The sequence below is a fragment of the Streptomyces zhihengii genome, from assembly GCF_016919245.1.
Classification (GTDB): Bacteria; Actinomycetota; Actinomycetes; order Streptomycetales; family Streptomycetaceae; genus Streptomyces; species Streptomyces zhihengii.
On record NZ_JAFEJA010000001.1, the window covers coordinates 1095757 to 1120385 of the forward strand.

17 protein-coding genes and 1 tRNA gene are annotated in these 24629 nt (G+C 72.9%); 8 read left to right on the forward strand and 10 right to left on the reverse strand.

Annotated features, from left to right (window positions below; all coding sequences use genetic code 11):
• Positions 1 to 35 precede the first annotated feature (35 nt).
• The 4 genes from JE024_RS04600 (at position 36) to JE024_RS04615 (ending at position 5401) form a co-directional block, all read left to right on the forward strand.
• Positions 36 to 1013, forward strand: a complete 978-nt coding sequence (locus tag JE024_RS04600; protein ID WP_280521543.1) for an ROK family protein — start codon at positions 36 to 38, stop codon at positions 1011 to 1013.
• A complete protein-coding gene (locus JE024_RS04605; protein WP_205372342.1) occupies positions 1010 to 1951 on the forward strand; it encodes a 1-phosphofructokinase family hexose kinase in 942 nt (313 codons plus the stop codon). The genes JE024_RS04600 and JE024_RS04605 overlap by 4 nt, the downstream gene beginning before the upstream one ends.
• Positions 1932 to 2798, forward strand: coding sequence for a class II fructose-bisphosphate aldolase (locus tag JE024_RS04610; protein WP_205372343.1), 867 nt, complete (start codon positions 1932 to 1934; stop codon positions 2796 to 2798). Before JE024_RS04605 ends, JE024_RS04610 begins: the two co-directional genes overlap by 20 nt.
• A 188-nt stretch (positions 2799 to 2986) precedes the next feature.
• The gene (locus JE024_RS04615) at positions 2987 to 5401 is read left to right on the forward strand and encodes a SpoIIE family protein phosphatase (protein ID WP_205372344.1); all 2415 of its coding nucleotides are present in this window, start codon (positions 2987 to 2989) and stop codon (positions 5399 to 5401) included.
• Positions 5402 to 5447: 46 nt separating this feature from the next.
• On the opposite strand, the gene JE024_RS04620 is transcribed toward JE024_RS04615, so the two are convergent.
• Entirely contained in the window at positions 5448 to 7502 is a 2055-nt protein-coding gene (locus JE024_RS04620) for a phosphocholine-specific phospholipase C (protein ID WP_205372345.1), read from the reverse strand.
• A gap of 281 nt (positions 7503 to 7783) precedes the next feature.
• Between JE024_RS04620 and JE024_RS04625 the strand changes: the two genes are divergently transcribed.
• Positions 7784 to 8242, forward strand: a complete 459-nt coding sequence (locus JE024_RS04625; RefSeq protein ID WP_205372346.1) for an SRPBCC family protein — start codon at positions 7784 to 7786, stop codon at positions 8240 to 8242.
• A gap of 37 nt (positions 8243 to 8279) precedes the next feature.
• Here the strand turns inward: JE024_RS04625 and katG are convergent, their stop codons facing one another.
• The 5 genes from katG to JE024_RS04650 all read right to left on the reverse strand — a co-directional run bounded on the left by katG (position 8280) and on the right by JE024_RS04650 (position 14456).
• Positions 8280 to 10466, reverse strand: a complete 2187-nt coding sequence (gene katG / locus JE024_RS04630) for a catalase/peroxidase HPI (RefSeq protein ID WP_205372347.1) — start codon at positions 10464 to 10466, stop codon at positions 8280 to 8282.
• A gap of 151 nt (positions 10467 to 10617) precedes the next feature.
• Positions 10618 to 12036 carry a Re/Si-specific NAD(P)(+) transhydrogenase subunit beta gene (gene pntB / locus JE024_RS04635; protein WP_205372348.1) on the reverse strand — a complete coding sequence of 473 codons (1419 nt, stop codon included), beginning with the start codon at positions 12034 to 12036 and terminating at the stop codon, positions 10618 to 10620.
• Position 12037: 1 nt separating this feature from the next.
• Positions 12038 to 13564 carry a Re/Si-specific NAD(P)(+) transhydrogenase subunit alpha gene (locus JE024_RS04640; protein ID WP_205372349.1) on the reverse strand — a complete coding sequence of 509 codons (1527 nt, stop codon included), beginning with the start codon at positions 13562 to 13564 and terminating at the stop codon, positions 12038 to 12040.
• 323 nt (positions 13565 to 13887) lie between these two features.
• Positions 13888 to 13961, reverse strand: a tRNA-Pro gene (locus tag JE024_RS04645).
• A gap of 126 nt (positions 13962 to 14087) precedes the next feature.
• A complete protein-coding gene (locus JE024_RS04650; protein ID WP_205372350.1) occupies positions 14088 to 14456 on the reverse strand; it encodes an MmcQ/YjbR family DNA-binding protein in 369 nt (122 codons plus the stop codon).
• 208 nt (positions 14457 to 14664) lie between these two features.
• Between JE024_RS04650 and JE024_RS04655 the strand changes: the two genes are divergently transcribed.
• The 3 genes from JE024_RS04655 to JE024_RS04665 all read left to right on the forward strand — a co-directional run bounded on the left by JE024_RS04655 (position 14665) and on the right by JE024_RS04665 (position 20488).
• Positions 14665 to 18135 (forward strand): ThuA domain-containing protein, encoded by a 3471-nt coding sequence (locus tag JE024_RS04655; RefSeq protein WP_205372351.1) that lies wholly within the window; start codon positions 14665 to 14667, stop codon positions 18133 to 18135.
• 10 nt (positions 18136 to 18145) lie between these two features.
• Complete coding sequence (locus JE024_RS04660; RefSeq protein WP_205372352.1) at positions 18146 to 19021, forward strand: sugar phosphate isomerase/epimerase family protein; 876 nt, start codon at positions 18146 to 18148, stop codon at positions 19019 to 19021.
• Between the two features lie 111 nt (positions 19022 to 19132).
• Positions 19133 to 20488 carry an IS4 family transposase gene (locus tag JE024_RS04665; protein WP_280521544.1) on the forward strand — a complete coding sequence of 452 codons (1356 nt, stop codon included), beginning with the start codon at positions 19133 to 19135 and terminating at the stop codon, positions 20486 to 20488.
• 810 nt (positions 20489 to 21298) lie between these two features.
• Here the strand turns inward: JE024_RS04665 and JE024_RS04670 are convergent.
• The 4 genes from JE024_RS04670 to JE024_RS04685 all read right to left on the reverse strand — a co-directional run bounded on the left by JE024_RS04670 (position 21299) and on the right by JE024_RS04685 (position 24587).
• Positions 21299 to 22102: a MerR family transcriptional regulator gene (locus tag JE024_RS04670; protein ID WP_205372353.1), complete on the reverse strand. Its 804-nt coding sequence runs from the start codon at positions 22100 to 22102 to the stop codon at positions 21299 to 21301.
• Positions 22095 to 22631, reverse strand: a complete 537-nt coding sequence (locus JE024_RS04675; RefSeq protein ID WP_205372354.1) for a VOC family protein — start codon at positions 22629 to 22631, stop codon at positions 22095 to 22097. The genes JE024_RS04670 and JE024_RS04675 overlap by 8 nt, the downstream gene beginning before the upstream one ends.
• Positions 22632 to 22740: 109 nt before the next feature.
• The gene (locus tag JE024_RS04680) at positions 22741 to 23565 is read right to left on the reverse strand and encodes an ABC transporter ATP-binding protein (RefSeq protein ID WP_205372355.1); all 825 of its coding nucleotides are present in this window, start codon (positions 23563 to 23565) and stop codon (positions 22741 to 22743) included.
• Positions 23562 to 24587, reverse strand: coding sequence for an ABC transporter substrate-binding protein (locus JE024_RS04685; RefSeq protein ID WP_205372356.1), 1026 nt, complete (start codon positions 24585 to 24587; stop codon positions 23562 to 23564). Before JE024_RS04685 ends, JE024_RS04680 begins: the two co-directional genes overlap by 4 nt.
• Between the last annotated feature and the right edge of the window lie 42 nt (positions 24588 to 24629).

The following is a 24629-nucleotide window of genomic DNA, read 5'->3' on the forward strand; positions in this document are numbered from 1 at the left end:
CGCACGGCCCGTTCCCCGCAGAGGAGTTCAGCATCGTGCCCCCTTCCCCGCCCCCGGCGGCCGCCACGAGTGATCCGGTGACCGGCCCCGGCTGCGTCCTCGCCCTCGACGTCGGCGGGACGGGGATGAAGGGCGCGGTGCTCGACCGCGGCCTGCGCGCCGCATCGGTCCTGCGGCGCCCCACCCCGCGCGCCGCGGGACCGGACGCGGTGGTCGAGGAGATCGCCGCCGCGCTGGACGCGCTCCACGGGCTCGCCCGGGATCGCGGACTGCCGGTGCGCGCCGCGGGCGTCGTCGTGCCCGGCATCGTCGACGAGGCGGCGGGCCGGGCGGTGCGCGCGGTCAACATCGGCTGGCGCGACCTGCCGCTCGCCGCCCTGCTGGAGGAGCGCACCCGAGGGCCCGTCGCCCTCGGGCACGACGTGCGCGCCGGCTCCCTCGCGGAGACCGTCGCCGGAGCCGGGCGCGGGGCGCGCGACGTGCTGTTCGTCGCCCTCGGCACCGGCGTCGCCTCCGCCGTGGTCGGCGACGGCCGGGTGGTGTCGGCGGGCGGTCACGCGGGCGAACTGGGGCATGTGGTGGTCGAACCGGGCGGGGCGCGGTGCGCCTGCGGCGGGCGGGGCTGTCTGGAGACCGTGGCCTCGGCCGCCGCCGTGGCGGCCGCGTACACCGCGCGCTCGGGGCGGGCCGTCGACGGCGCCGCCGCCGTCGCGGCGCTGGTCGCGCGGGGCGACCGGGTCGCCCGGGAGGTGTGGGAGCGGGCCGCCGACGCGCTGGCGGGGGCGCTCGCCACGGCGACGACGCTGTTGGGCACCGAGCTGATCGTGCTCGGCGGCGGGCTGGCCCGGGCGGGCGGACTGCTGCTGGACCCGGTGCGGGAGGGGCTGGCCCGGCGTCTGACGTTCCAGCGGCCGCCGGCCGTGACCGGCGCGGCGTTCGGCGACCGGGCGGGGTGCGTCGGCGCGGGGGTGCTCGCGTGGCGCCGCGCGGACGCGGGGGCGGTGGCGGCGTGATCCTCACCGTGACACCGAACGCGGCGCTCGACGTGACCTGGACGGTGGACCGGCTGGTGCCGCGCGCCTCGCACCGGGTGGACCAGGTCCGTGAACGCGCGGGCGGCAAGGGGATCAACGTCTCCCGTGTCCTGGCGTCGCTCGGTCACGCCACCGCGGTCACCGGTCTGGCGGGCGGCCCGACCGGGCGGCTGATCCGCGCGGACCTGCGGGCGGCGGGGCTGCGCGACGAACTCGTCCCCGTCTCCGGCGATTCACGGCGCACCCTGACCGTCGTCTCCCGCGAGGACGGCGACGCCACCGTGCTCAATCCGGCCGGGCCGCGCATCGGGCCCGCCGAGTGGGACGCCTTCACGGCGCACTACGCCCGCCTGGCGCGGGGCGCCGACGTGGTGGTGCTCTCCGGGAGCCTGCCGCCGGGGCTGGGGCCCGGCACGTACGCGGAGCTGGTGCGGACGGCCGCCGCCGCGGGGGCCCGCACGGTCGTCGACACGAGCGGCCCGCCGCTGCTCGCCGCGCTCGACGCGCGCCCCGACGTGGTGAAGCCGAACGCCGCCGAACTGGCGGCCGTCACCGGCCACGACGACGCGCACCGGGCGGCGGCCGAGCTGCGCGAGCGCGGCGCGGGGGCGGTGGTGGCCTCGCTCGGGCCGGACGGCCTGCTCGCGCACACGCCCGACGGCGTCTGGCGGGCCGTGCCGCCCCGGCCGCTGTCCGGCAACCCCACGGGCGCGGGCGACGCGTGCGTGGCCGCTCTCGCCGCCGGCCTCGCGGCCGGCGCGCCCTGGCACCGGACTCTGTGCGAAGCGGTGGCCCTGTCGGCCGCGGCCGTCGTGGCTCCGGTGGCCGGCGACGTGGACGCGTCCGTCCACCGACGTTTCCGTACGACCGTCACACTCGTCCCGCTGGAGGAACCCGATGCCCCTCACGTCCACTGACTCCCTCGTCCGCGCCGCCGCCGAAGCGGGCACCGGCATCGGCGCGTTCAACGTGGTGCAGCTCGAACACGCCGAGGCCATCGTCACGGGCGCCGAGACGGCCGGGCTGCCGGTGATCGCGCAGATCAGCGAGAACACCGTGCGCTACCACGGCTCGCTCGCGCCGATCGGCCTGGCCACACTGGCGCTGGCGCGCGCCGCCGGCGTCCCGGTGGCCGTGCACCTGGACCACGCCGAGTCCGCCGAGCTGGTGCGGGAGGCGGTCGAGCTGGGCTTCACCTCGGTGATGTTCGACGCGTCGAAGCTGCCGTACGAGGAGAACGTGGCGGCCACCCGCAAGGTCACCGCCCACTGTCACGAGCACGGGGTGCACGTCGAGGCGGAGCTGGGCGAGATCGGCGGCAAGGACGGCGCCCACGCCCCGGGCGTGCGCACCGACCCCGGGGAGGCGCGCGCGTACACGGCGGCCACCGGGGTCGACGCGCTGGCCGTGGCGGTCGGCAGCTCGCACGCCATGGCGACGCGGGACGCGGCGCTCGACTACGCGCTGATCGCCGCGCTGCGCGAGGCGGTGCCGGTGCCGCTGGTGCTGCACGGCTCGTCGGGGGTCGACGACGCGGGTCTGGTCCGGGCGGTGGCCGCCGGCATGCGGAAGATCAACATCTCGACGCATCTGAACCGGACGTTCACCGGCGCGGCCCGGTCGGCGCTGGCCGCCGACGAGCGGCTGTCCGACCCGCGCAGGTATCTGGGGCCCGCGCGCGAGGCGATGGCCTCGGAGGTGGCACGGCTGCTGACCGTGCTGCACGGCGGCGACAGCGCGCGGCAGCGGGGTCACTCCGTGTGACGGCGGGCGGGTGAGCCGTGGCCCGTCTGTGCCGACATACGCTGACACACCCGGCGTTTGCGGTGCGGGGGCTGACGGGGGCCGCTTCACCGGGCATCATCACCTTCTCCGCACTGGCTGCCGCACCACGGGGGACGGCAGCATGGGGAGTGAGGCGACGCCTGTGCGCGTACGGAGGCGGTACACACTTGACCAGGCACGACTTTGCGTTCTGCGGGGCCGAGCTGGCCGCTGTCTACGTACTCGCCGACGGCGACGACGAGCTGCGTCTGGCGGAGGTCGCGGGCGACGGCGGCGGCACCTACGGGCTGCCCTCCGCCGTCGCGGTCGCCGGCCGCTCCCCCGCCACCGACGCGTTCCGCACGGACCGGCCGCTGTGGCTGGCGCCCCGGGAGCTCGCCGCGTACGACGCGGAGCTCGCGGGCAGCGCGACGGGGCATCTGGGCGGGTCCTGGCCGGCCGGCTACTCGCTGGGCGCGCTGCCGCTGGGCGGCGGGGCCACCGCGCTGGGCTGCCTGCTGGTGGCGGGTGCCGTGGGCGCGGGTTTCGACGCCGACCGGCGCGGGCTGCTGGAGCTGTACGCCGACCAGGTGGCGGCCGGTCTGGAGTCGGCCGCCGGCCGCGCGGCCGGTCTCCGGGGCGCGCCCGCGCTCGGCCGGTCGCTGGTGCCCCGGCACGGGGGCGCGTTCACGCTGGCGCTCGACAGCGGCTCACTGGTGGCCGACGAGCGGACGCTGTCGCTGTTCGGGCTGCAGGCGGCGGGCTTCGACGGGCGGGTGGAGTCCCTGCTGGCGTGCGCGGTGCCGGACGACGTGCCCGCGCTGATGCAGATCCTGGAGCCGGGCCGGATGTCGGCCGGCGGGGGTCAGCTCGCGTTCCGGGTCCGGCTGCCGGGCGGGGAGCTGCGCTGGCTGGGGCTGCGGTGCCGGCTGCGCTTCGGCCCGGACGGCACCCCCGAGCGCATACTCGGCGTCGTCGCCGACGCCGCCTATCTGCGTCCGACCGCCGACGAGGTCGCGGTCGTGCAGGACCTGGCGGCGCGGCTGGCCGGTGCCACGACCGTGCGCGAGGTCAGCCGGCTGGTGGTGGCGGCGCTGCGGGAACCGCTGCGGGCGAGCCGGATCGCGCTGGCCGAACTGAAGGCGGAACGGCTGTTCGTCACCGTCCTCGACCCGCCGGACCATCACGCCTGGCCCCCGGCCTGGCAGTCGGAGTGGCGCTCGGAGTGGCCGGACGCCTCGTACCACGCCCTGCCGACCCTTCAGAACGCCATGCGGCACGGGCATCTGAGCCTGTGGCCGTCCGGGGCGGGCCTGGAGGACAACCTCGCCGGCATCGGCCCCGGCGGTCTGGCCGTACTGCCGCTGCCGGCCGAGGGCCGGATGGTCGGGGTGTGCCTGGTGGGCTGGGACACCCCGCACTCGTTCGCCCCGGAGGAACGCTCGCTGCTCACGGCCGTCGCCGGCCTGGTGGGCCAGGCGCTGACCCGGGCGCACGCGCTGGACGCGGGGCACGAGCTGGCGACCATGCTCCAGCGCAGCCTGCTGCCGCGGAAGCTGCCCGAGCTGCCGGGCGGGGTGGCCGTGGCCCGCTATCTGCCGGCGACCCGCGGCCTGGAGGTGGGCGGCGACTGGTACGACGTGATCCCGCTCGGCGAGGGCCATGTCGCGCTCGTCATCGGCGATGTGCAGGGCCACAGCGCGGCCGCGGCGACCATCATGGGGCAGATGCGCACCGCCGTGCGGGCGTACGCGGTCGAGGGCCATCCGCCGGACGTGGTGGTCGCCCGGGCCAACCGGCTGCTGGTGGGCATGGAGACGGACCTCTTCGCCACCTGTCTGTACGCCGACCTGGACATGGAGGAGGGCATCGCCCGCTTCGTGCGCGCGGGTCATCTGCCGCCGCTGCTGCGGCATCCGGACGGGGTGACGCAGGAGCTGGAGGTGGAGGGCGGGCCGCCGCTGGGCGTGCTGGCGGACGCGCAGTTCCCCATGACGGAGGCCGGACTCGGTCCCGGGACGCTGGTCGCCCTGTTCACGGACGGTCTGGTGGAGTCGTCGCAGCTCGCCCTGGACGACGGCATGCGGCGCGCCCGCGAGGTGCTGGCCGGGGCGGACCCCGCCGACCCGGGCCGGGTCGCGGACGACATGCTCGGCACCGCCGACGGCCGCGACGACGACGTGGCCGTGCTCCTGCTGCGCTACGACGGGTCCCACTCGCGCCCGCTGCGGACCCACTGGACGGTCTGGCGGCTGCCGGACGCGGTGCTGCACGCCCGGCGTTTCACGGCCCGCACCCTGCGGTCCTGGGGGGTGCGCGAGGAGGCGGACGCGGCGCTGCTGGTCGTCTCCGAACTGGTCACCAACGCCATCGCGCACACCCGGGGCGAGGTGCGCCTGAATCTGACCCTGTCGTCGGACCGGCTGCGCGTCGCGGTGACCGACGCCTCGCCCCGCAGTCCGGTGAAGCCGCAGGTGGAATGGGACGCGACCGGCGGCCGGGGTCTGCTGATCGTCGAGGCGACCACGGCGGCGTGGGGCGCGGTGCCGCTCAGCGGCGGCAAGCAGGTGTGGGCGGAGATCCCCGTGGAGCGGGCGGGGTGAGGCCCTCCCGGGCCGCCGCGTGCGGCGGGCCGGGAGGAGTCGCGGATCAGTCGGTGAGCAGGCCCGGGTCGGACAGGCCCGGTGTCCCGGTCTCCACATGGCCGGCGAACCGGCGCAGGAAGACGGCGGAGCCGGCGGCGGTCACGGTGACGTCGTACCAGTGGGCCGACGCGCGCAGGTCGAGGGTGTGGCGGACCGTCGCGCCCGCGGGCACGGTGAGCCGGCGGGTGGTGCCGCCGTAGTTCTCGGCGACGGTGACCTCGGCGCCGGCGGCCGAGCGGTTGGTGACGGTCAGGTCGAGGGCGCCGGTGGCCGCGTCGTGACGTGCCGTCACCTCGGGGCCGGGGGTCGTGCCGGGGTTGCGGAAGCGGCGCAGGAAGCCGTTCGGGCCGTGCACGGTGAGGTCCGTGGTGCCCTTGCTGTACCGGGTGTTCCAGGTGTCGGCGACCGACGCCCCGGCCGCGGTGGTGTACGTCCAGGGCGCGTCGGTGCGGTTCGCGGAGGTGACGAGGAACTGGGCGCCCGCGCCGGGGCCGCCGGCGAAGGTGAGGCGGTAGGTGCCGGCCGCCGTGTCCGCGGCGCCGTCGACGTACGGGGCGTAGCGCAGCGGCCGGGTGGGCCGGCGGCCGCGCTCCTGGCGGGGCATGGTGCCGGACGCGGGCGGGGTGGGCCGGAAGTCGGGGTGGCGTTCGCGGTCGGGCGGGTAGTACCCGTCGGTGGGCGGGAGTCCGGGCGCGGTGCCGGTGCGGGCGAAGTCGAAGGCGGAGGTGAGGTCGCCGCAGACGGCGCGCCGCCAGGGGGAGATCTGCGGCTCGTGGACGCCGAAGCGGCGTTCCACGAAGCGGATGACCGAGGTGTGGTCGAACGTCTCCGAGCAGGAGTAGCCGCCGGTGCTCCAGGGCGAGACGACGAGCATGGGGACGCGGGGGCCGAGTCCGTAGGGTCCGGCGGTGAAGCCGGCCGAGCCGGGGTGGACGTCCAGCGTGGTCGGCACGGTGGACAGGCCCTGGGAGGCGTCGGCGGGCGCGTAGGGCGGCACGACGTGGTCGAAGAAGCCGTCGTTCTCGTCGTAGGTGATGAACAGGGCGGTGCGCGCCCAGACGTCGGGGTCGGCGGTAAGCGCGTCGAGGACCTGCGCGATGTACCAGGCGCCGTAGTTGGAGGGCCAGTTGGAGTGTTCGGAGAACGCCTCGGGTGCCGCGATCCAGGAGACGGCGGGCAGCCGCCCGGCCCGTACGTCGGCCCGCAGGACGTCGAAGAGGCCGTCGCCCGCGGCGGCGTCGGTGCCGGTGCGCGCCTTGTCGTACAGGGGGGTGCCGGGCCGGGCGCTCCGGTAGCTGTTGAAGTAGAGGAGGGAGTTGTCGCCGTAGTTGCCGCGGTAGGCGTCCTCGATCCAGCCCCAGGAGCCGGCGGCGTCGAGGCCGTCGCCGATGTCCTGATAGATCTTCCAGGAGACGCCGGCGGCCTCCAGACGCTCGGGGTAGGTGGTCCAGCCGTATCCGGCCTCGGCGTTGTTCAGCACCGGCCCGCCGCCGGTGCCGTCGTTGCCGGTGTGCCCGCTCCACAGGTAGTAGCGGTTGGGGTCGGTGGAGCCGATGACGGAGCAGTGGTAGGCGTCGCACACGGTGAAGGCGTCGGCGAGCGCGTAGTGGAAGGGGATGTCGTCGCGGGTGAGGTACGCCATGGTGGTCGCCGTCTTGGCGGGCACCCACTGGTCGTAGCGTCCGCGGTTGAACGCCTTCTGGCCGCCGGCCCAGTCGTGGTTGAGCCCCTGGAGGAACTCCATGCCGAGGTCGTCGCCGGCCGGCCGGAAGGGGAGCGTGATCTTCTTGCCGTCGGACTGGTTCCAGACGCTCCTGCCGCTGGGCAGGGTGACGGGGCGGGGGTCGCCGAAGCCCCGGACGCCCTTCATGGCACCGAAGTAGTGGTCGAAGGAACGGTTCTCCTGCATGAGCACGACGATGTGCTCGACGTCCTGGAGGGTGCCTGTGGCGCCCTGGGCGGGTATGGACGCGGCGCGGGCGATGCTCTCGGAGAGCAGGCCGAGGGCGGTGGCGCCGCCCGCGAGCTGGAGGAAGCGGCGTCGGTTCAACTGCGTCATGGGGGCGGGTCCTTCGCGGGTGGGGGGCGGTCGGCGAGGGGCGCCCCAAGGACAGCGTGCGCGGGGCGCCTCCGGACGAACACCTGGGGTCTGCCCTGCGCACGGCGGGCGAATGCCTGGTGTGCCGGGGGTTTCCCGCGCCCGCCCGCGGACGGTGCCGGGGACGGGCGCCGGATTCCGGACAAGCATCGGATTCCGGTACCGGGGTACGCGCCCCTCCATGCCCGACCGCACCGCGGACGTCCTGCGGGGCGCGGTGATCAGAGAAGGAGGCAACGGCCATGAGCATGGTGACGGAAACGATCGAGGTCGACGTCCCGGTGAGCACCGCCTACAACCAGTGGACGCAGTTCGAGGAGTTCCCGCGCTTCATGGAAGGCGTCGAGCGGGTGGAGCAGCTCGACGCCCGCCACAACCGCTGGACCATGGAACTCGGCGGCATCACACGGGAGTTCGACACCGAGATCATCGACCAGCTCGCCGACGAGCGCATCGCCTGGCGCACCACCCGCGGCGAGACGAAGCAGAAGGGGATGGTCAGCTTCCAGCGCCTGGACGAGAGCCACACCCGGGTGGAGCTGGTGATGGACGTCGAGGCGAAGGACATCGCGGAGAAGGCCGCGGCGGCCACCGGCCTGATCGAGCGGCGGGTGAAGGGCGACATGCGCCGCTTCAAGGAGTACATCGAGGGCCGCGGCGGCGAGTCCGGCGCATGGCGCGGGCGCATCACCCCGGGGTGACGCGCCCGCGCGGCCGGGGAGCGCCCCGCCGCCGTGCTCAGGCGAGGTCGAACCGGTCGAGGTTCATGACCTTGTCCCACGCGGCCACGAAGTCGCGCACGAAGGTCTCCTCCGCGTCCGCGCAGGCGTAGACCTCCGCGATCGCGCGGAGCTGGGAGTGGGAGCCGAAGACGAGGTCGACGGCGGTGGCGGTCCACCGGACGTCGCCGTCCGCCCGGCCGCGGCCCTCGTAGACGTTCTCCGCCGTGCCGGCCACCTTCCACTCCGTGCCCTGGTCGAGCAGGTTCACGAAGAAGTCGTTGCCGAGCACCCCGGGCCGGCGGGTGAGCACCCCGTGGGCGGTGCCGCCCGCGTTGGTGTCCAGCATCCGCATGCCGCCCACCAGCACGGTCATCTCGGGAGCGCTGAGCGTCAGCAGGTTGGCCCGGTCCAGCAGCAGGGTCTCCGCGTCCAGCTTCTCCCCCGCGCGCAGGTAGTTGCGGAAGCCGTCCGCCCGCGGTTCGAGGACGGCGAACGACTCCACGTCCGTCTGCTCCTGCGAGGCGTCCGTGCGCCCCGGCGCGAACGGGACGGTGATCTCGTGACCGGCCTCCTTCGCGGCCTGCTCGACACCCGCGCAGCCGCCCAGGACGATCAGGTCGGCCAGGGAGACGCCCTTGCCGCCGGAGCCCGCGGCGAAGTCCTGCTGGATCCCCTCGTAGGTGCGCAGCACGTCCGCGAGGCCGGGCAGGTCGTTGACCTCCCAGCCGCGCTGCGGGGCCAGCCGGATCCGGGCGCCGTTCGCGCCGCCCCGCTTGTCGGTGCCGCGGAAGCTCGCCGCCGAGGCCCAGGCGGTCGACACGAGCTGGGACACGGACAGCCCGGAGGCCAGGATGGTGCGCTTGAGGGCCGCGACGTCCTCCTCGCCCACGGTTGCGTGCCCGGCCTCGGGCACCGGGTCCTGCCAGAGCTGCGGCTCGGGGATCCACGGGCCGAGGTAGCGGGTGAGCGGGCCCATGTCGCGGTGCAGCAGCTTGTACCAGGCCTTGGCGAACGCGTCGGCGAGCTCCTGCGGATTCTCGTGGAAGCGCCGGGCGATCGGGGCGTAGACCGGGTCCGCCTTGAGCGCGAGGTCGGTCGTCAGCATCATCGGCGCGTGGCTCTTCGACGGGTCGTGCGCGTCGGGCACGGTCCCCTGGGCCGCGGGGTCGACGGGCTTCCACTGGTGCGCGCCGGCCGGGCTGGTGGTGAGCTCCCAGTCGTAGCCGAAGAGGTTGTCCAGGTAGCCGTTGTCCCAGGACGTCGGCGCCGTGGTCCAGGCGCCCTCCAGGCCGCTGGTGAGGGCGTGGGGGCCGGCGCCGGTGCCGTAGGAGTTCGCCCAGCCGATGCCCTGCGCCTCGACGGGGCACGCCTCCGGCTCCGGGCCGATGTACTGGGCGTTGACCGCGCCGTGGCACTTGCCGAAGGTGTGGCCGCCGATGATGAGGGCCGCCGTCTCCTCGTCGTTCATCGCCATCCGGCGGAACGTCTCGCGGATGTCCCGGGCGGCGGCCAGCGGGTCCGGGTTGCCGTTGGGGCCCTCCGGGTTCACGTAGATGAGGCCCATCTGCACCGCTCCGAGCGGGCCCGAGAGCTCCCGGTCGCCGCTGTAGCGCTCGTCGCCGAGCCAGGTGTCCTCGGGGCCCCAGAAGATCTCCTCGGGCTCCCAGATGTCCTCGCGTCCGAAGCCGAACCCGAACGTCTTGAACCCCATGGACTCCAGGGCGCAGTTGCCGGCGAACACGAGCAGGTCCGCCCAGGAGATCCGCCGGCCGTACTTCTGCTTCACCGGCCAGAGCAGCCGACGCGCCTTGTCGAGGCTGGCGTTGTCGGGCCAGCTGTTGAGCGGGGCGAACCGCTGGGCGCCGCTCCCGCCGCCGCCCCGGCCGTCCTCGATGCGGTACGTGCCGGCCGAGTGCCAGCTCATCCGGATGAAGAGCGGGCCGTAGTGGCCGTAGTCCGCGGGCCACCAGTCCTGGGAGTCGGTCATCACCGCGAAGACGTCCCGCTTCAGCGCGTCGACGTCGAGGGCCGCGAACTCCTGTGCGTAGGAGTATCCGGCGGGCATCGGGTTGGCACGGTCCGAGTGCTGGTGGAGCACCTGCAGGTCGAGCTGGTTCGGCCACCAGTCCCGATTGGTCCTCGGCCGGGTCGTCGCGCGGGACGGGGAAGGGATTACCGGGTTCTCGCTCTCACTGCCGGACACGTCCGCCTTCTTCCTGTCTCGGTGTTCCTGCTTCTCCTGCGGCCGGCCCGCCCGCGGCTCGCCGGAGGGCGAACCGCGGGCGGGCCCGGTGTCAGCGTCCGTATGGTCGCGCACCGCGCACCGCGTGGCCGTGAGAACACGCAGGGAACACTCAGAGGGCGCCGACGATGTCCTCCACCCGGGCCTTCGCGTCGCCGAAGAGCATCGAGGTGTTCTCGCGGAAGAAGAGCGGGTTCTGCACGCCCGCGTACCCGGAGGCCATCGAGCGCTTGAAGACGATGACCTTGCCGGCCTCCCAGACGGTGAGCACCGGCATGCCCGCGATGGGGCTGCTGGGGTCCTCGGCGCCCGCCGGGTTGACGGTGTCGTTGGCGCCGATCACGAGGACGACGTCGGTGGCGGCGAAGTCGTCGTTGACCTCGTCCATTTCGAGGACGATGTCGTACGGCACCTTGGCCTCGGCCAGGAGCACGTTCATGTGGCCGGGCAGCCGGCCGGCGACGGGGTGGATGCCGAACCGGACGTCCACACCCTTCGCACGCAGCTTCGAGGTGAGCTCCGCGACCGGGTACTGCGCCTGGGCGACGGCCATGCCGTAGCCGGGGGTGATGACCACGGACCGGGCCGAGCCCAGCAGTTCGGCGGCGCTCGCCGCGGTGATCTCGGTGTGCTCGCCGTAGTCGACGTCCGAGGACGACGGCGCCTCGATGCCGAAGCCGCCGGCGATGACCGAGAGGAAGGACCGGTTCATCGCCTTGCACATGATGTAGGACAGGTAGGCGCCGGAGGAGCCGACCAGCGCGCCGGTCACGATCAGCAGGTCGTTGCCGAGCAGGAAGCCGGAGGCGGCGGCGGCCCAGCCGGAGTAGCTGTTGAGCATCGAGACCACGACGGGCATGTCGCCGCCGCCGATCGAGGCCACCAGGTGCCAGCCCAGCGCCAGCGCGATGACGGTCACGGCGATCAGCAGCCACAGCGCGGGCGTGATGACGAACCAGACCGTCAGGGCGACGAACAGGCCCAGCGAGCCGAGGTTCAGGGCGTTCTTGCCCGGCAGCATCAGCGGCTTGGAGTCGATCTTCGCGGCCAGCTTCAGATACGCGACGATGGAACCGGTGAACGTCACCGCGCCGATGAACAGGCCGATGAACACCTCGGCGTGGTGGATGCCGAGCGTGCCGAGCGCGTCCAGCGCCCGGGCCTCGTGGCCGTCGGGGTCGTGCTCGACGTTGAGGTAGCCGTTCCAGCTCACCAGGACGGCGGCCAGACCGACGAACGAGTGCAGCAGCGCGATCAGCTCGGGCATGCCGGTCATCTCGACGCCGCGGGCCCGCTGGAGGCCGATCACCGCGCCGGTGAGCATCGCGGCGGCCATCAGGCCGAGGCCGGCGCCGCTGACGTCGCCGTCGATCGCGAGCACGACCGAGGCGACGAGCGCCACGCCCATGCCGAGCATGCCGAACGCGTTGCCGAGCCGTGCCGATTCGTGCTTGGAGAGTCCTGCCAGCGCGAGGATGAACAGCAGCGCGGCAACGAGGTAGGCCGCCTGGGCGGCGATGGTCGCAGACATGTCAGCTCCGATTGAACATGGCGAGCATGCGACGCGTCACCGCGAAGCCGCCGAAGACGTTGATACTGGCCAGAAGGATCGCCACGGTCGACAGCACCGTGACCGCCGTGCTCGTGTGGCCGATCTGCAGGACGGCGCCGACGACGATGATCCCGGAGATCGCGTTCGTCACCGACATCAGCGGCGTGTGCAGGGCGTGGTGGACGTGGCCGATCACGTAGTAGCCGATCACGATCGCGAGCACGAAGACCGTCACATGGGGCAGCAGCGCCGCCGGCGCGAAGGCGGCGGCGAGGAACAGCGCGAGGGCGCCGAGGGCCACACCGCCGAACCGCTGCCCGGCCGTCATCGGCGCCTTCTTCGGCGCGGGCTGTGCCGCGGCCGCCGCGGGGGCGGGCGCCGGGGCCGCCGAGACCTGGACCGGCGGGGGCGGCCAGGACGACTCGCCGCGGCGCACCACGGTGATCGAGCGCTGCACCGGGTCGTCCCAGTCGAGGACGAACCGCGCGTCCTTGTCCGGTGTCATCAGCTTGAGCAGGTTGACCAGGTTGGTGCCGTAGAGCTGGGACGCCTGCGCCGGGAGCCGGCCCGCCAGGTCGGTGTAGCCGATGATCGTCACACCGTTGTCCGTGACGGTCCGCTCGCCCTTCACCGTGCCCTCGACGTTGCCGCCGTTCGCGGCCGCCATGTCGACGATCACCGAGCCGGGCTTCATGCCCGCCACCATCTCCGCGGTGATCAGCGTCGGCGCGGGGCGGCCCGGGATCAGCGCGGTGGTGACGACGATGTCGGCCTCGCGGCACTGCGCGGCGTAGAGCTCGGCCTCGCGCGCCTTGTAGTCGTCGCCCATCTCCTTGGCGTAGCCGGTCTTCGAGACCTCGACCTCGGGCGACTCGATCGACAGGTACTCGCCGCCCAGCGAGCGGACCTGGTCGGCCACCTCGGGCCGGGGGTCGGTCGCCCGGACGATCGCGCCGAGCGAGCCCGCCGCGCCGATCGCCGCGAGACCGGCGACACCGGCGCCCGCGACGAGCACCTTCGCCGGGGGCACCTTGCCCGCCGCCGTCACCTGGCCGGTGAAGAAGCGCCCGAACTCGTGGGCGGCCTCGATGACGGCCCGGTAGCCGGCGATGTTCGCCATGGACGACAGCACGTCCATCGACTGCGCCCGGCTGATCCGCGGCACGGCGTCCATCGACAGTGCCGTGAACGGACGGCGGCCCAGCTCCTCGACCATCGCCGGGTCGAAGGCCGGCGCGAACAGGGCGATCACGGTCGCCTCCGGCCGTACCCGGTCGAGCTGGGACGCGGCCGGGGCGTTGACACCCAGCACCACGTCCGCGGCGGCCGCGTCGCCGATGGTCGCGCCGCCCGTCTCGTAGGCGCTGTCGGTGAAGCCGGCCGCGACGCCGGCACCCGGGTCGACGACGACCTCGTATCCCAGTTTGCGGATCTGTTCGATCGTGGCCGGCGTTGCCGAGACACGACTCTCACCTGCCCGCGCTTCCTTGAGGACTCCGACGATCACGAGCGTTCTCCGTTCGCTGTTATGGCCCACAACGGCATTTTTCAACTCGATCAGCTGTGCGCCCGCCATCGTCCCGGGGCACGACGATCAGCTTGGCCGCCGGAAGCTCTCCTTGAACAGCACCTGCCAGTGAGGTACACGCAACACTCGACAGGGCCCCGATCCCGTGCGTGGCACGGCGCGGCGCGTGTCGCGGCGGGGGCGGGCCGGGCACCGGCGGCCCCGGCAGGGCTCCGCGACGGACCCGGAACCGTGCCCGGAAACGAGTGAAGGGCCGCTTCAGATTGCTCTGAAACGGCCCTTCGACCTGCGACTCCTTCGAGTCGGGACGACAGGATTTGAACCTGCGACCCCTTGACCCCCAGTCAAGTGCGCTACCAAGCTGCGCCACGTCCCGATGCCCGTGACCTGGGGTTTCCCCCTGGCCGAACGCGCATGAGAACAATACCGCACTCCCACCCGTGGTCACGAACCGTTTGGCGTCGCCCACGCCCCCGGTCCGTGATCGCGCGTGAGCGCCGGGTCACCGGCCCTGGCGCGGTCCCAGTTCCGGGTGCGCGTCACGGAGGCGGGCCGACGCGGCCTGGCGCCAGGAGTCCTCCAGGACGGCGCGGAGTTCGGCCTCGTCGTCGAGCGCGGCGAGGCGGACGCGCAGCCACGCGTAGTGGTCGTCGTGCCCCTCGCGGAGGAAGAACTTGGCGGGCTCGGCGGCGATCAGCCCGGCCCGGTCCTCCTTGGGGCACTTGACCCCCAGCACCCGGTCCTCGTCGTCGAGCGAGGCGAAGATCCGGCCGCGCGCCTCCAGCCGGAAGGTGGGCATGCCCCAGGCGAGCTTCTCCTGGGCGCGGGGCAGGGACAGCGCGATCCTGCGGACGTCGTCGGCGGTGACCATGCGCCGACGGTAGATGGCGCCACCGACAACCGCGCGCGACACGGCCCGGCGACGCTCCCGCGGCCCCGGCGCCCGACGGGCCGTCAGCACGCCTCCCACAGAGAGCGCTTCCGACCCATTGACCCCCGTGGACGGCGCTCCTACGCTGTGCCGGTACTCAGAAAGCGCTTTCTACAATCCGTAGCCGGCCCACAGCACCGGGAGCGCCATGAGCCGTCATCGCCATCGTCCCCGCGGGAGCGCGCGTTCCGCCCTCACCGCCCTGACCGCACTGCTGGCCCTGCTCGTCGGCCTCGGGGTGACCCTGTCACCGCCGGCCGAGGCGGCGCCCTACCGCGTCCTCGTCTTCTCCAAGGTCACGAACTTCACCCACGACTCGATCCCCGCGGGCATCGAGGCCGTCGAGAAGCTCGGCGCCGAGAACGGCTTCGAGGTCGAGGCCACGGACGACGCGTCCGTCTTCACCGACACCGGGCTCGCCCCCTTCCAGGCGATCGTCTTCAACAACACCAACTCCACGCCCGAGAGCGGTGATCTGCTCGACGAGAGCCAGCGCGCCGCGCTCCAGCGGTACATCCGCGCCGGCGGCGGCTGGGTCGGACTGCACGCCGCGTCCGCCAGCGAGCGCGACTGGGACTGGTACGAGGGGCTCGTCGGGGCCATGTTCGACAAGCACCCCGCCGTCCAGACCGGCCGCGTCAAGGTGCTCGACCGCACCCACCCCTCCACCGAAGGGCTTCCGGAACTCTGGGAGCGCACCGAGGAGTGGTACAACTGGCGCACCAACCCGACCGGCAAGGTCCACACCCTCGCCCAGATCAAGGTGCGCGACGGCGTCACCGGCCTGGACGAGGGCGTCGACCACCCGTGGTCCTGGTGCCAGAACTACGACGGCGGACGCTCCTGGTTCACCGCGGGCGGCCACGCGGCCTCCGCGTTCCAGGAGGAGGACTTCCTGCGGCACCTGCTCGGCGGGATCCAGTGGGCCGCGGGCAGCAAGCCCGGCGACTGCACCGCCACCCGCACCGGGGCCTTCCAGCGCACCCCGCTCGTCACCGGTGACCTCGCCGACCCCTTCGAGCTGGCCGTGGCCCCCGACCGGCGGGTGTTCTTCATCCAGCGCACCGGCAAGGTCAAGATCGTCGACCAGCGGACGCTGAAGGTCACGACGGCGCTCGACTTCGCGTACACCCCGGAGATGACCAGCCAGTCCGACGGGCTGCTCGGGCTCGCGCTCGACCCGCGGTTCGCCGAGAACAACTGGCTGTACCTGCTGAACTCCGACAAGACCGAGAAACGGCTCAACCTCTCCCGGTTCACCGTCAGCGGCGACACCATCGACCCCGCCTCCGAGAAGCGGCTGCTGACCGTGCCCACCCTCCGCGGCGAGGGCCGCGCCAACTCGCACATGGCGGGATCGCTCGCCTTCGGCCGCGACGGCAGCCTCTACGTCGCCACCGGCGACAACACCGACCCGTTCGCGTCCGACGGCTTCACCCCCATCGACGAGGGCGAGGGCCGCCGCGCCTGGGACGCGCAGGGCACCTCCGGCAACACGAACGACCTGCGCGGCAAGATCCTGCGCATCACCCCGCAGGACGACGGCACCTACACCGTGCCCGAGGGCAACCTCTTCGCCCCCGGCACCGAGAAGACCCGCCCCGAGATCTACGCCATGGGCCTGCGCAACCCCTTCCGGATCACCGCGGACCCGGTCAGCGGCGCCGTGATGGTCGCCGACTACGGGCCCGACGCCCGTGCCGCGAAGGCCGACCGGGGCCCCGAGGGCACCGTCGAGTTCCTGCGCATCACCCGCCCGGGCAACCACGGCTGGCCCTACTGCGTCGGCGCCAACACCCCGTTCAACGACTACGACTTCGCGACGAGGACACCGGGGCCGAAGTTCGACTGCGCCCGGCTCGTCAACGACTCCCCCAACAACACCGGTCTGCGGGAACTGCCGCCCGCCGAGCCGGCCACGGTCTGGTACGCCTACTCGGCGTCCGCCGAGTTCCCCGAACTGGGCACCGGCGGAGGCGGCCCCATGGGCGGCCCCGTCTACGACCACGACCCGGCCAACACCTACCAGGGCAGGTTCCCCGCCTCCTTCGAGGGCAAGTGGCTCACCTACGAGCTGACCCGCAAGTGGTTCAAGACCTTCTCGTTCCAGCAGCGGGACCAGACCTTCCGGGACCCCCGCTTCGCCCCGGCGAAGGCCGGTGACCTGCACTCCATCAACACGGTCTTCGCCGACATGGAGTGGAACCAGCCCTTCGACGCCGACTTCGGGCCCGACGGAGCCCTCTACGTCATCGACTTCGGCCTCGGCAGCGGCACCGGCCGCGGCGGCAGCAACGAGGGCGCCGGCATCTACCGCATCGACCACGTCGGCGACGAGCGGCTGCCCGACGCCAAGGCGACGGCCACCCCCGACAGCGGCAGCGCGCCCCTGACGGTCGCCTTCTCCGCCGAGGGCTCCGGGCTGCCCGACGGCAAGCCCGTCACCTACGCCTGGGACTTCGACGGCGACGGGACCACCGACTCCACCGAGGCGGCGCCCACCCATGTCTACCGCGAGAAGGGCCGGTTCACCGCCCGGCTCACCGTCACCGGCCCCGGCGGCCTGACCGGGCTCGCCGTCCAGGACGTCACCGTCGGCAACACCCGCCCCGTCGTGACCCTCCAGCAGCCGCCGGACGGGGGCATGTTCGCCTTCGGCGACACCATCCCCTTCACCGTCAAGGTCAAGGACAAGGAGGACGGCCGGATCGACTGCTCCCGCGTCGTCGTCCAGTCGCAGCTCGGCCACGACTCCCATCTGCACCCGCTCGACAACTACACCGGCTGCACGGGCGAGATCGTGACCGACGCCGGTGACAGCCACGGACCGGGCCAGAACCTCTACTACGGCATCACCGCCCAGTACGAGGACAAGGCGGCACCCGGCGTCCCCGCGCTCACCGGATCCTCCTCCCTCACCCTGCGGACCGCCTTCCGCGAGGCCGAGCACCTCACCTCCACCGGCGGAGCGGGCGGCGGCACCGTCGTCGCCTCCCGCGCCGACGCCTCGGGCGGCAAACGGCTCACCGAGATCGAGCACGGCGACTGGATGGCCCTCGACCCCGTCAGCCTCAAGGGCATCTCCTCGGTGACCGTCGGCGCCGCGTCCGGAGGGCTCGGCGGCACGGTCGAGTTCCGCGCCGGATCGCCGACCGGAACCCTCCTCGGCAGCGTCCGGATACCGCCCACCGGCGGCTGGGGCGACCTCGTCTCCCCCACCACCGCGCTCACCGACCCGGGCGGGACGTTCCCGCTGTACGCGGTCTTCACCAACCCCGAGTGGTCGGACGGCAAGCAGGACCTGTTCGCCGTCGACTGGCTGCACTTCAACGGACCCGGCGTGGAGAAGCGCGCCGGCGCCGAGGTCGCCGTGACGGCACGGCCCGCCACCGGCCCCGCGCCGCTGGCCGTGCAGCTCACCGCCCGCGTCACCCTGCCGGAAGGCCGCACGGCCGCGTCCTACCACTGGGACTTCGGCGACAACACCCGGCCCGCCGGCCCGGAGGGCCCCACGGCCACCCACACCTGGCCCCGGCCCGGCGCCTACACCGCGCACCTGACCGTCACCGACGACAGGGGCGACACCACCACCAGCCATGTCCGCATCACGGTCGGTTGAGGAGACGCACATGGACCACAGCAGACGCGCGGTACTCGGCGGGGCGCTGGGGCTCGCCGCCGGGGTGCTCCCGTTCACCGGGGGCGCGGCGCACGCCGCGCCCGCCGGTGCGGCCGGCCGCCGCCGGCGGCGTATCCCGCCGTCCGGGATCGGCATGCACCTCTACACCATGCGCACCCCGCTGGCCGCGGACTTCCGCGGCACGCTCGAACAGCTCGCCGACATCGGCTACGCCACGGTCGGCGTCAGCGGCCGCCACGGCAACGACGCGGCCGCGATCCGCGCCATGCTCGACGCGACCCGGCTGCGGGCGGTGCTGGAGCACGTCGGATACGACACGGTCCGGGGCAGCGGCCTGCCCCGGGCCCTCGACGACCTCCACACCCTCGGCGCCCGCTGGATCGTCGTCCCGAGCCTGCCCGGCGCCCTGCACACACCGGCGGGCTTCCGGGAGGCGGCCCGCGAGTTCAACAAGGCTGGCCTGGCCGCACGGAACGCGGGGCTCGGTCCGCTCCTGTTCCACAACCACGGGGACGACCACAAGACCGTGGACGGGGAGGTGCTGTACGACATCCTCCTGAAGGAGACCGACCCCGAGCTCGTCGGCTTCGAACTCGACGTCTACTGGGCGGCGAAGGGGGGCGGCAGCGACCCCCAGGACCTCTTCGTCCGCCACCGCCGCCGCTTCCCGGCGCTCCACGTCAAGGACATGGCGCCCGGCGGGGGCTTCGAGGACGTCGGCTCCGGCGTCCTCGACTTCGCCGCGATGTTCGACACCGCCCGCCAGGGCGGCGTCAAACAGTGGCTCGTCGAACACGACGCCCCCGCGGACCCGTTCGCGACGGCCCGCAACAGCTACGCCTACCTGGCGGGGCTGCGGTACTAGCCCCAATGCCGTGTAGTTAGGGCTCTGGGCTGCTTGTCAAGCACACTAATGAAGTGACGGAGCTCCTGCTAGAACCGTGTCGACCAAGATCACTGTTCAGCAGGAGCTCCGTTGGCCGCCAAGTCTGTCATCTCTCGTGAAGTAGCGGTTGCGGCAGGGGCGTTTGCCCCCGGCCATCTCGGCGAGCTGACACGGATTGTCCCGTTCGAGATGGTCGATGAGGTGTTGGCAGATACCGGCAGAACCCAGCAGCGGATACGGGACCTTCCCTCGCGCGTGGTGGTGTATCTGCTGCTGGGCGGGGCATTGTTCCCGGGGCTCGGATGGCAGCAGGTGTGGCAGCGGCTGACGGCCGGCCTGGACGGACTGCCGACGGCGACTCCCACGGCCGGCGCGCTGGCCCAGGCCCGCAAGAGGCTCGGGACCCGACCGTTGCGTCACCTGTTCGACTTGCTTCGTGGACCGGCCGCGGGACTCGGGATCGCCGGAACGCGGTGGCACGGACTGCTCGTCTGCGCCATCGACGGCACGTTGATGGCAGTGCCGGACAGCCCCGCGAACCAGGCCGAGTTCACCAGGCACCGCTGCAACAATGGCGGCGCGGGATACCCCTCACTGCGGCTTCTGATCCTGGTCGCCTGCGGAACCCGAACCGTCATGGACGCGGTATTCGGTCCGGCCACCGACGGTGAGACCACCTACGCTCCACGCCTGGTCCGAAGCCTGCGGGAAGACATGATCGTCCTGCTGGACCGGAACTTCGCCGTCCAGGCCCTGATCGAAGCAGTCACCTTGAGGAGCGCACACGTCCTGGTCCGGGTGAAGGAGAACCGCAGACTGCCGGTCCTGCGACGCTTCCCCGACGGCTCCTGGCTCTCCCGGATCGGACCCGTTCCGGTCCGTGTTGTCTGCTGCGAGATCACCATCAGCACATCACAGGGACGACGCACCGGCGCATACCGGCTGGTCACAACCCTGACCGACCCCTTCACCCACCCCGCCGGCGATCTGATCGGGCTGTATCACGAGCGGTGGGAAATCGAGACCACCTATCTGGAGATCAAGTCGACGATCCTCGGCGGTCGGGTCCTTCGTGCCCGCACTCCCGCCGGTGTCGCCCAGGAAGTCTTCGCAGTGCTGGTCACCTACCAGGTCCTGCGGCTGGCGATGGCGGACGCCACCGCCAGCCGGCCCGGGACCGACCCCGACCGGGCGAGTTTCTCCATCGCCCTGAACACCGCCCGCGATCTGGTCATCCAGGCCGCAGGCGTGTTCAGTGGCGCCGTGATCGACCTCGTCGGCACCATAGGCCGCCGAATCCTGGCCGCCCTCATGCCCGACCGCCGTGTCCGCACCCGTCCACGCGTCGTGAAACGGGCCATCTCGAGATACAACGCAAGAGGCACCGTCGACCGCACCACCTACAGGGCCACGATCAGCGTCCACATCCTGACGCCCGCCCCTTGACACCGCCCACGGCACCCCTAACTACACGGCATTGGTACTAGCCCTCCGGGGGCGGGTGATCGTTTGCGCCGGGGTTGCCCGCCCCCACGGACTGCGGCGTGCGGGCCGTCGTGTGCCCGCACCCCCGCTGCGCGCGGGTGTCCTCAAGCGCCGGACGGGCTGAGGTTGCCCGGCCTGGGCCCGGCCCGTGGGGTGGGGGTCCCGGGCCCCGCGGACCGGTCCGCCCTCGGTGGGGGATCGACCCGCCTGCGGGCCGGTGGTCGCGGCACCGCGCTGCGCGCGGTGTGGTCAAGCGCCGGACGGGCTGAGGGTGCCCGGGTTCGTGGGTTGTGGCACCGTGCTGCGCACAGGTGTGGTCAAGCGCCGGAGGGGCTGAAATGCCCCCTCCGCCACGACGGACGGGCCGGTTCCCGTGGGCGGGGGCGCGGAGGGGGTGGGTGAGGGCGATAAAACGGTCGTCGCGTTAGGGACGGGCCAACCTCGGGCGAGCCTCGCCCGCACCCACCCCCGCAGCGCCCCAACGGCACCCACACCAACCGGACCCGCCCCGGGCAACCCCAGCCCGTCCGGCGCTTGAGGACACCCGCGCGCAGCGCGGGTGCGCCACGACCACCGGCCCGCAGGCCGGAACAACCCGCCCGGCACCAGGGCACCCCACGCGCAGCGCGGGTGCGCACCCACCGGCCCGCACGGGACCGGCAACCCCAACCCCATCAGCCCGGCCGGCGCTTGAGGACACCCGCGCGCAGCGGGGGTGCGCCCACCACCACCGGCCACCACGCCGGCAACCACCACCGGCCACGCGGCCGGCTACCCCCACCTCGCCTCATCCGGATCCACCCCATGTGCACGCGCGCTCGCGTCCACGATGTGGCGGAACCAGGCGGCGAGGCCGGGCCGGACCCCGTCGTAGTGGGCGGCGAACCCCGGATCCGCCTCGTACATCCGGCCGAGGCAGACCTGCATCTCCCGGGTGAGGGGGAAGTACGAGGAGAACACCTCCCGGTGCCGCTCGGCCAGCCGGTTCCCCTCCGGGCTGCCGGGCTCCACCCCGGCGTCCATCGCCTCACCGAGCGCACGGTCGAAGGCGGTCGCGGCGTCGGCGACGGCCTGCCATTCCTCCGGGCCGCGAGCGGCCGCCCGTTCGGCGTACTGCTGCCATTGCGCCGTGTCGCCGTAGAGCCGGCGGGCCTTGACGGGCCCCTCCGGGTCCCACCGGGGACCGAAGATCTCGGCCTGCTGCCCGGCGGTCAGCAGCATGCCGTGCTCGTGGGCGTCGATCATCCGGTCCAGTCCGGTGCGGAGCTGCCGGAGGCGGTCGATCCGCTCGGTCACCCGGTCGCGCTGGGCGCGGAGTGCCGTGGGCACGTCCTCGGTCGCGTCGTCCAGCACGGCGCGGATCCGCTCCAGGTCGAGGCCGAGCTCGCGGTAGACGACGACGCGGTGCAGCCGCTCGAGATCACCGGCGGTGTAGAGCCGGTATCCGGCGGCCGTGCGCAGCGAGGGGCGGGCCAGACCTGTCTCGTCCCAGTGGTGCAGGGCGCGGACCGTCACTCCGAGGAGCTTCGCGGCCCGGCCCACGGTCAGGCCGTCGGGGTCGGTGGCATCAGGCATGGTCCGCATTGTCGCCGGGTCCGTCACCGGGCGGGGTGATGCCGATGGCCGCGAGGTTCCGCGCCTCCTGGCTCGCCGGGTCGAACGGCTTCGCCGCCGTGAAGACGATCCGCGCGTTCTCGGGGGTGATCACCTCCACGTCGCGGGTGTTCCAGGGAGTGTCCCGCGGGCCGTCGACCGACTGGGGGCGCACGGCGCGGCAGGACTCGATCAGGTCGTCGATCTGGCCGAGCACGCAGGCGAAGCTGAGGCTCATCGCGGGTGCCTGCTCCGGCGTGCTCGGCGCGGCGACGAGGAGCACGTCCTGGAAGGCCCACCGGCGCAGGTGCACCAGCGTGCCGGGAATGGCGAACAACTCGAAGAACCCGAGCCCGCGGACCCAGAAGTCCACCGAGGCCGCGAGGTCGCCGGTGGGGACCGTGGCGAAGGCGGGCATCCCGTAGATGCCGCGGAACGGCTCCGGCGGCACCGCGTCCGGGCCGGGATCGGGCACGGGACTGATCTCGAACGCGTTGTAGTAGTCGCTCATGCGGTCCACCCTCCGGCCTCACGCGGCGTGAGGGTCAAGCCGGACCGTCGCGACCCCCGGCCGCCGCGCGACGCCGGCCCGACGTCCCCGCACCGCCGACCGCCCCAGGTCACTCCAGGGGTGCCGTCACCGCCCCCAGCAGCTCCCGGATCCGCGTCGTCGCGTCACGGAACTCGGGGCGCCCCATCGTCGCGGTGTAGTCGCGTTCCGCGGGGAGCCCGACCTCGATCGTCTCGGTGATCGTGCCGGGCCGCGGGCTCATGACCACGACGCGGTCCGCGAGGTAGCACGCCTCGGAGATGGAGTGGGTGACGAGCAGCACCGTGGTGCCCGTCTCCCGCCAGATCCGGTTGAGTTCGGTGTTCATCTGCTCCCGGGTGAGCGCGTCGAGCGCGCCGAAGGGCTCGTCCATGAGCAGCACGGGCGGCCTGTGCAGCAGCGCCCGGCACAGGGCGACGCGCTGTTGCATGCCGCCCGACAGCTCGTGGGGCAGCGCGTCCTCGAATCCGGTGAGTCCGGTCATCTCGATGAGTTCGTCGACGCGCCGGCGGGCGTCCTGCGCGGGCATCCGGCGCATCTCCGCCTGGAGGAGGATGTTGCGCCGGGCGGACCTCCATTCGAGGAGGGCCGCGCGCTGGAAGACGTAGCCGATGTCGTGCCGCGGGCCGCGGACGCGTTCGCCGCCGAGGAGGACCTCGCCGCTCGACGGCCCGAGGAGGCCGGCGACCAGCTTGAGCAGGGTGGACTTGCCGCAGCCGGACGGGCCGACGATCGCGGTGAACTCCCCGTCGCGGACGTCGAGATCGATTCCGCTGAGGGCGGTCACGTCACGCTGCTTGCCGCGGAAGCGGACTGCGACGTCCCTGAGGGAGACGGATCCGGCGCCGGGAGGTGCCGGGCGGGGCACGGTGGTGGTGTCGCCTGGCATCGTCATCCCTTCGCCGCGGTGGCGCTGTCCCAGTACTCGGCGACGGCCTTGGGACTCTTGACGAGCCCGGCCTCGGCGAAGACGTCGATGGTCTGCTGCCAGTCCGCCTCGGTGTTGACGCCGGGCGCCTTCCCCCGGGTGGCGTCGGTGTGCAGCAGGGTGAGGGTGGTGGCGAACTGCTCCGACAGCACGTTCTCGGGCGGCAGTTGCTCGCTGGCGCCCTTCATGGAGGCGACGGCGGGCTCGGGTGCCTTCTCGGCGGCGGCGAACGCCTCGCTCACGGCGCGTGCCATGCGCTGGGCGAGGTCCTTCCTGCCGCTGAGGATCTTGTTCCCGGCGATCAGGCCGTTGGAGTAGAAGTTGAGTCCGTGTTCCGAGAAGCGCAGGTAGGCGACGGGCTTCTTGGCCTTGTCCTGCATGGTGGGCCCCTGGTCGCTGGCGTAGCCGAGGAGCCCGTCGGTCTTGCCGGAGATGACGGCGGCGATCTTGCCGGCGGGGTCGGTGTTCTGCACGGTGACGTCGGATTCGGACAGGTTGTTCTTCTTCAGGAAGATGGGGAACGTCTTGGAGAGCGCGTCGCCCGCGGTGCCCGCGATGGTCCTGCCCTTGAGGTCGGCGGGGCCGCCGATGCCCTGGGACTCGAAGAACTGCACGGACGACGGTGTGGTCTGGAGGAACACCCCGAGGCTCTTGACCTGGACGCCGGCGTCGACTCCGGAGAGGACGGCGGGGGTGTCGGCCCAGCCGAAGTCGGTCTGGCCGGCGCCGGTGGCCTGCACGGTCTTCTGGGAGCCCTGGCCCGCCCGGATGTCGAGGTCGATGCCGTGCTTCTCGAAGATCTTCTGCTGCTTGCCGTAGTAGAACGGGGCGTGTTCGCCGTACGGGTACCAGTTGAGGGTGAGCGTCACCTTGTCCAGGGACTTCCCCGACGCGTCCGTGGTCGTGCCGGAGCCGTCCTCGCCGCAGGCCGTGGCGACCAGGAGCAGGGGAACGAGGCCGGTGAGGAGTCGTCTGCGTCGCGCGGTCATGAGGATGCCTCTCGTGAGCGGTGATGTGACGGGGTGACGGGT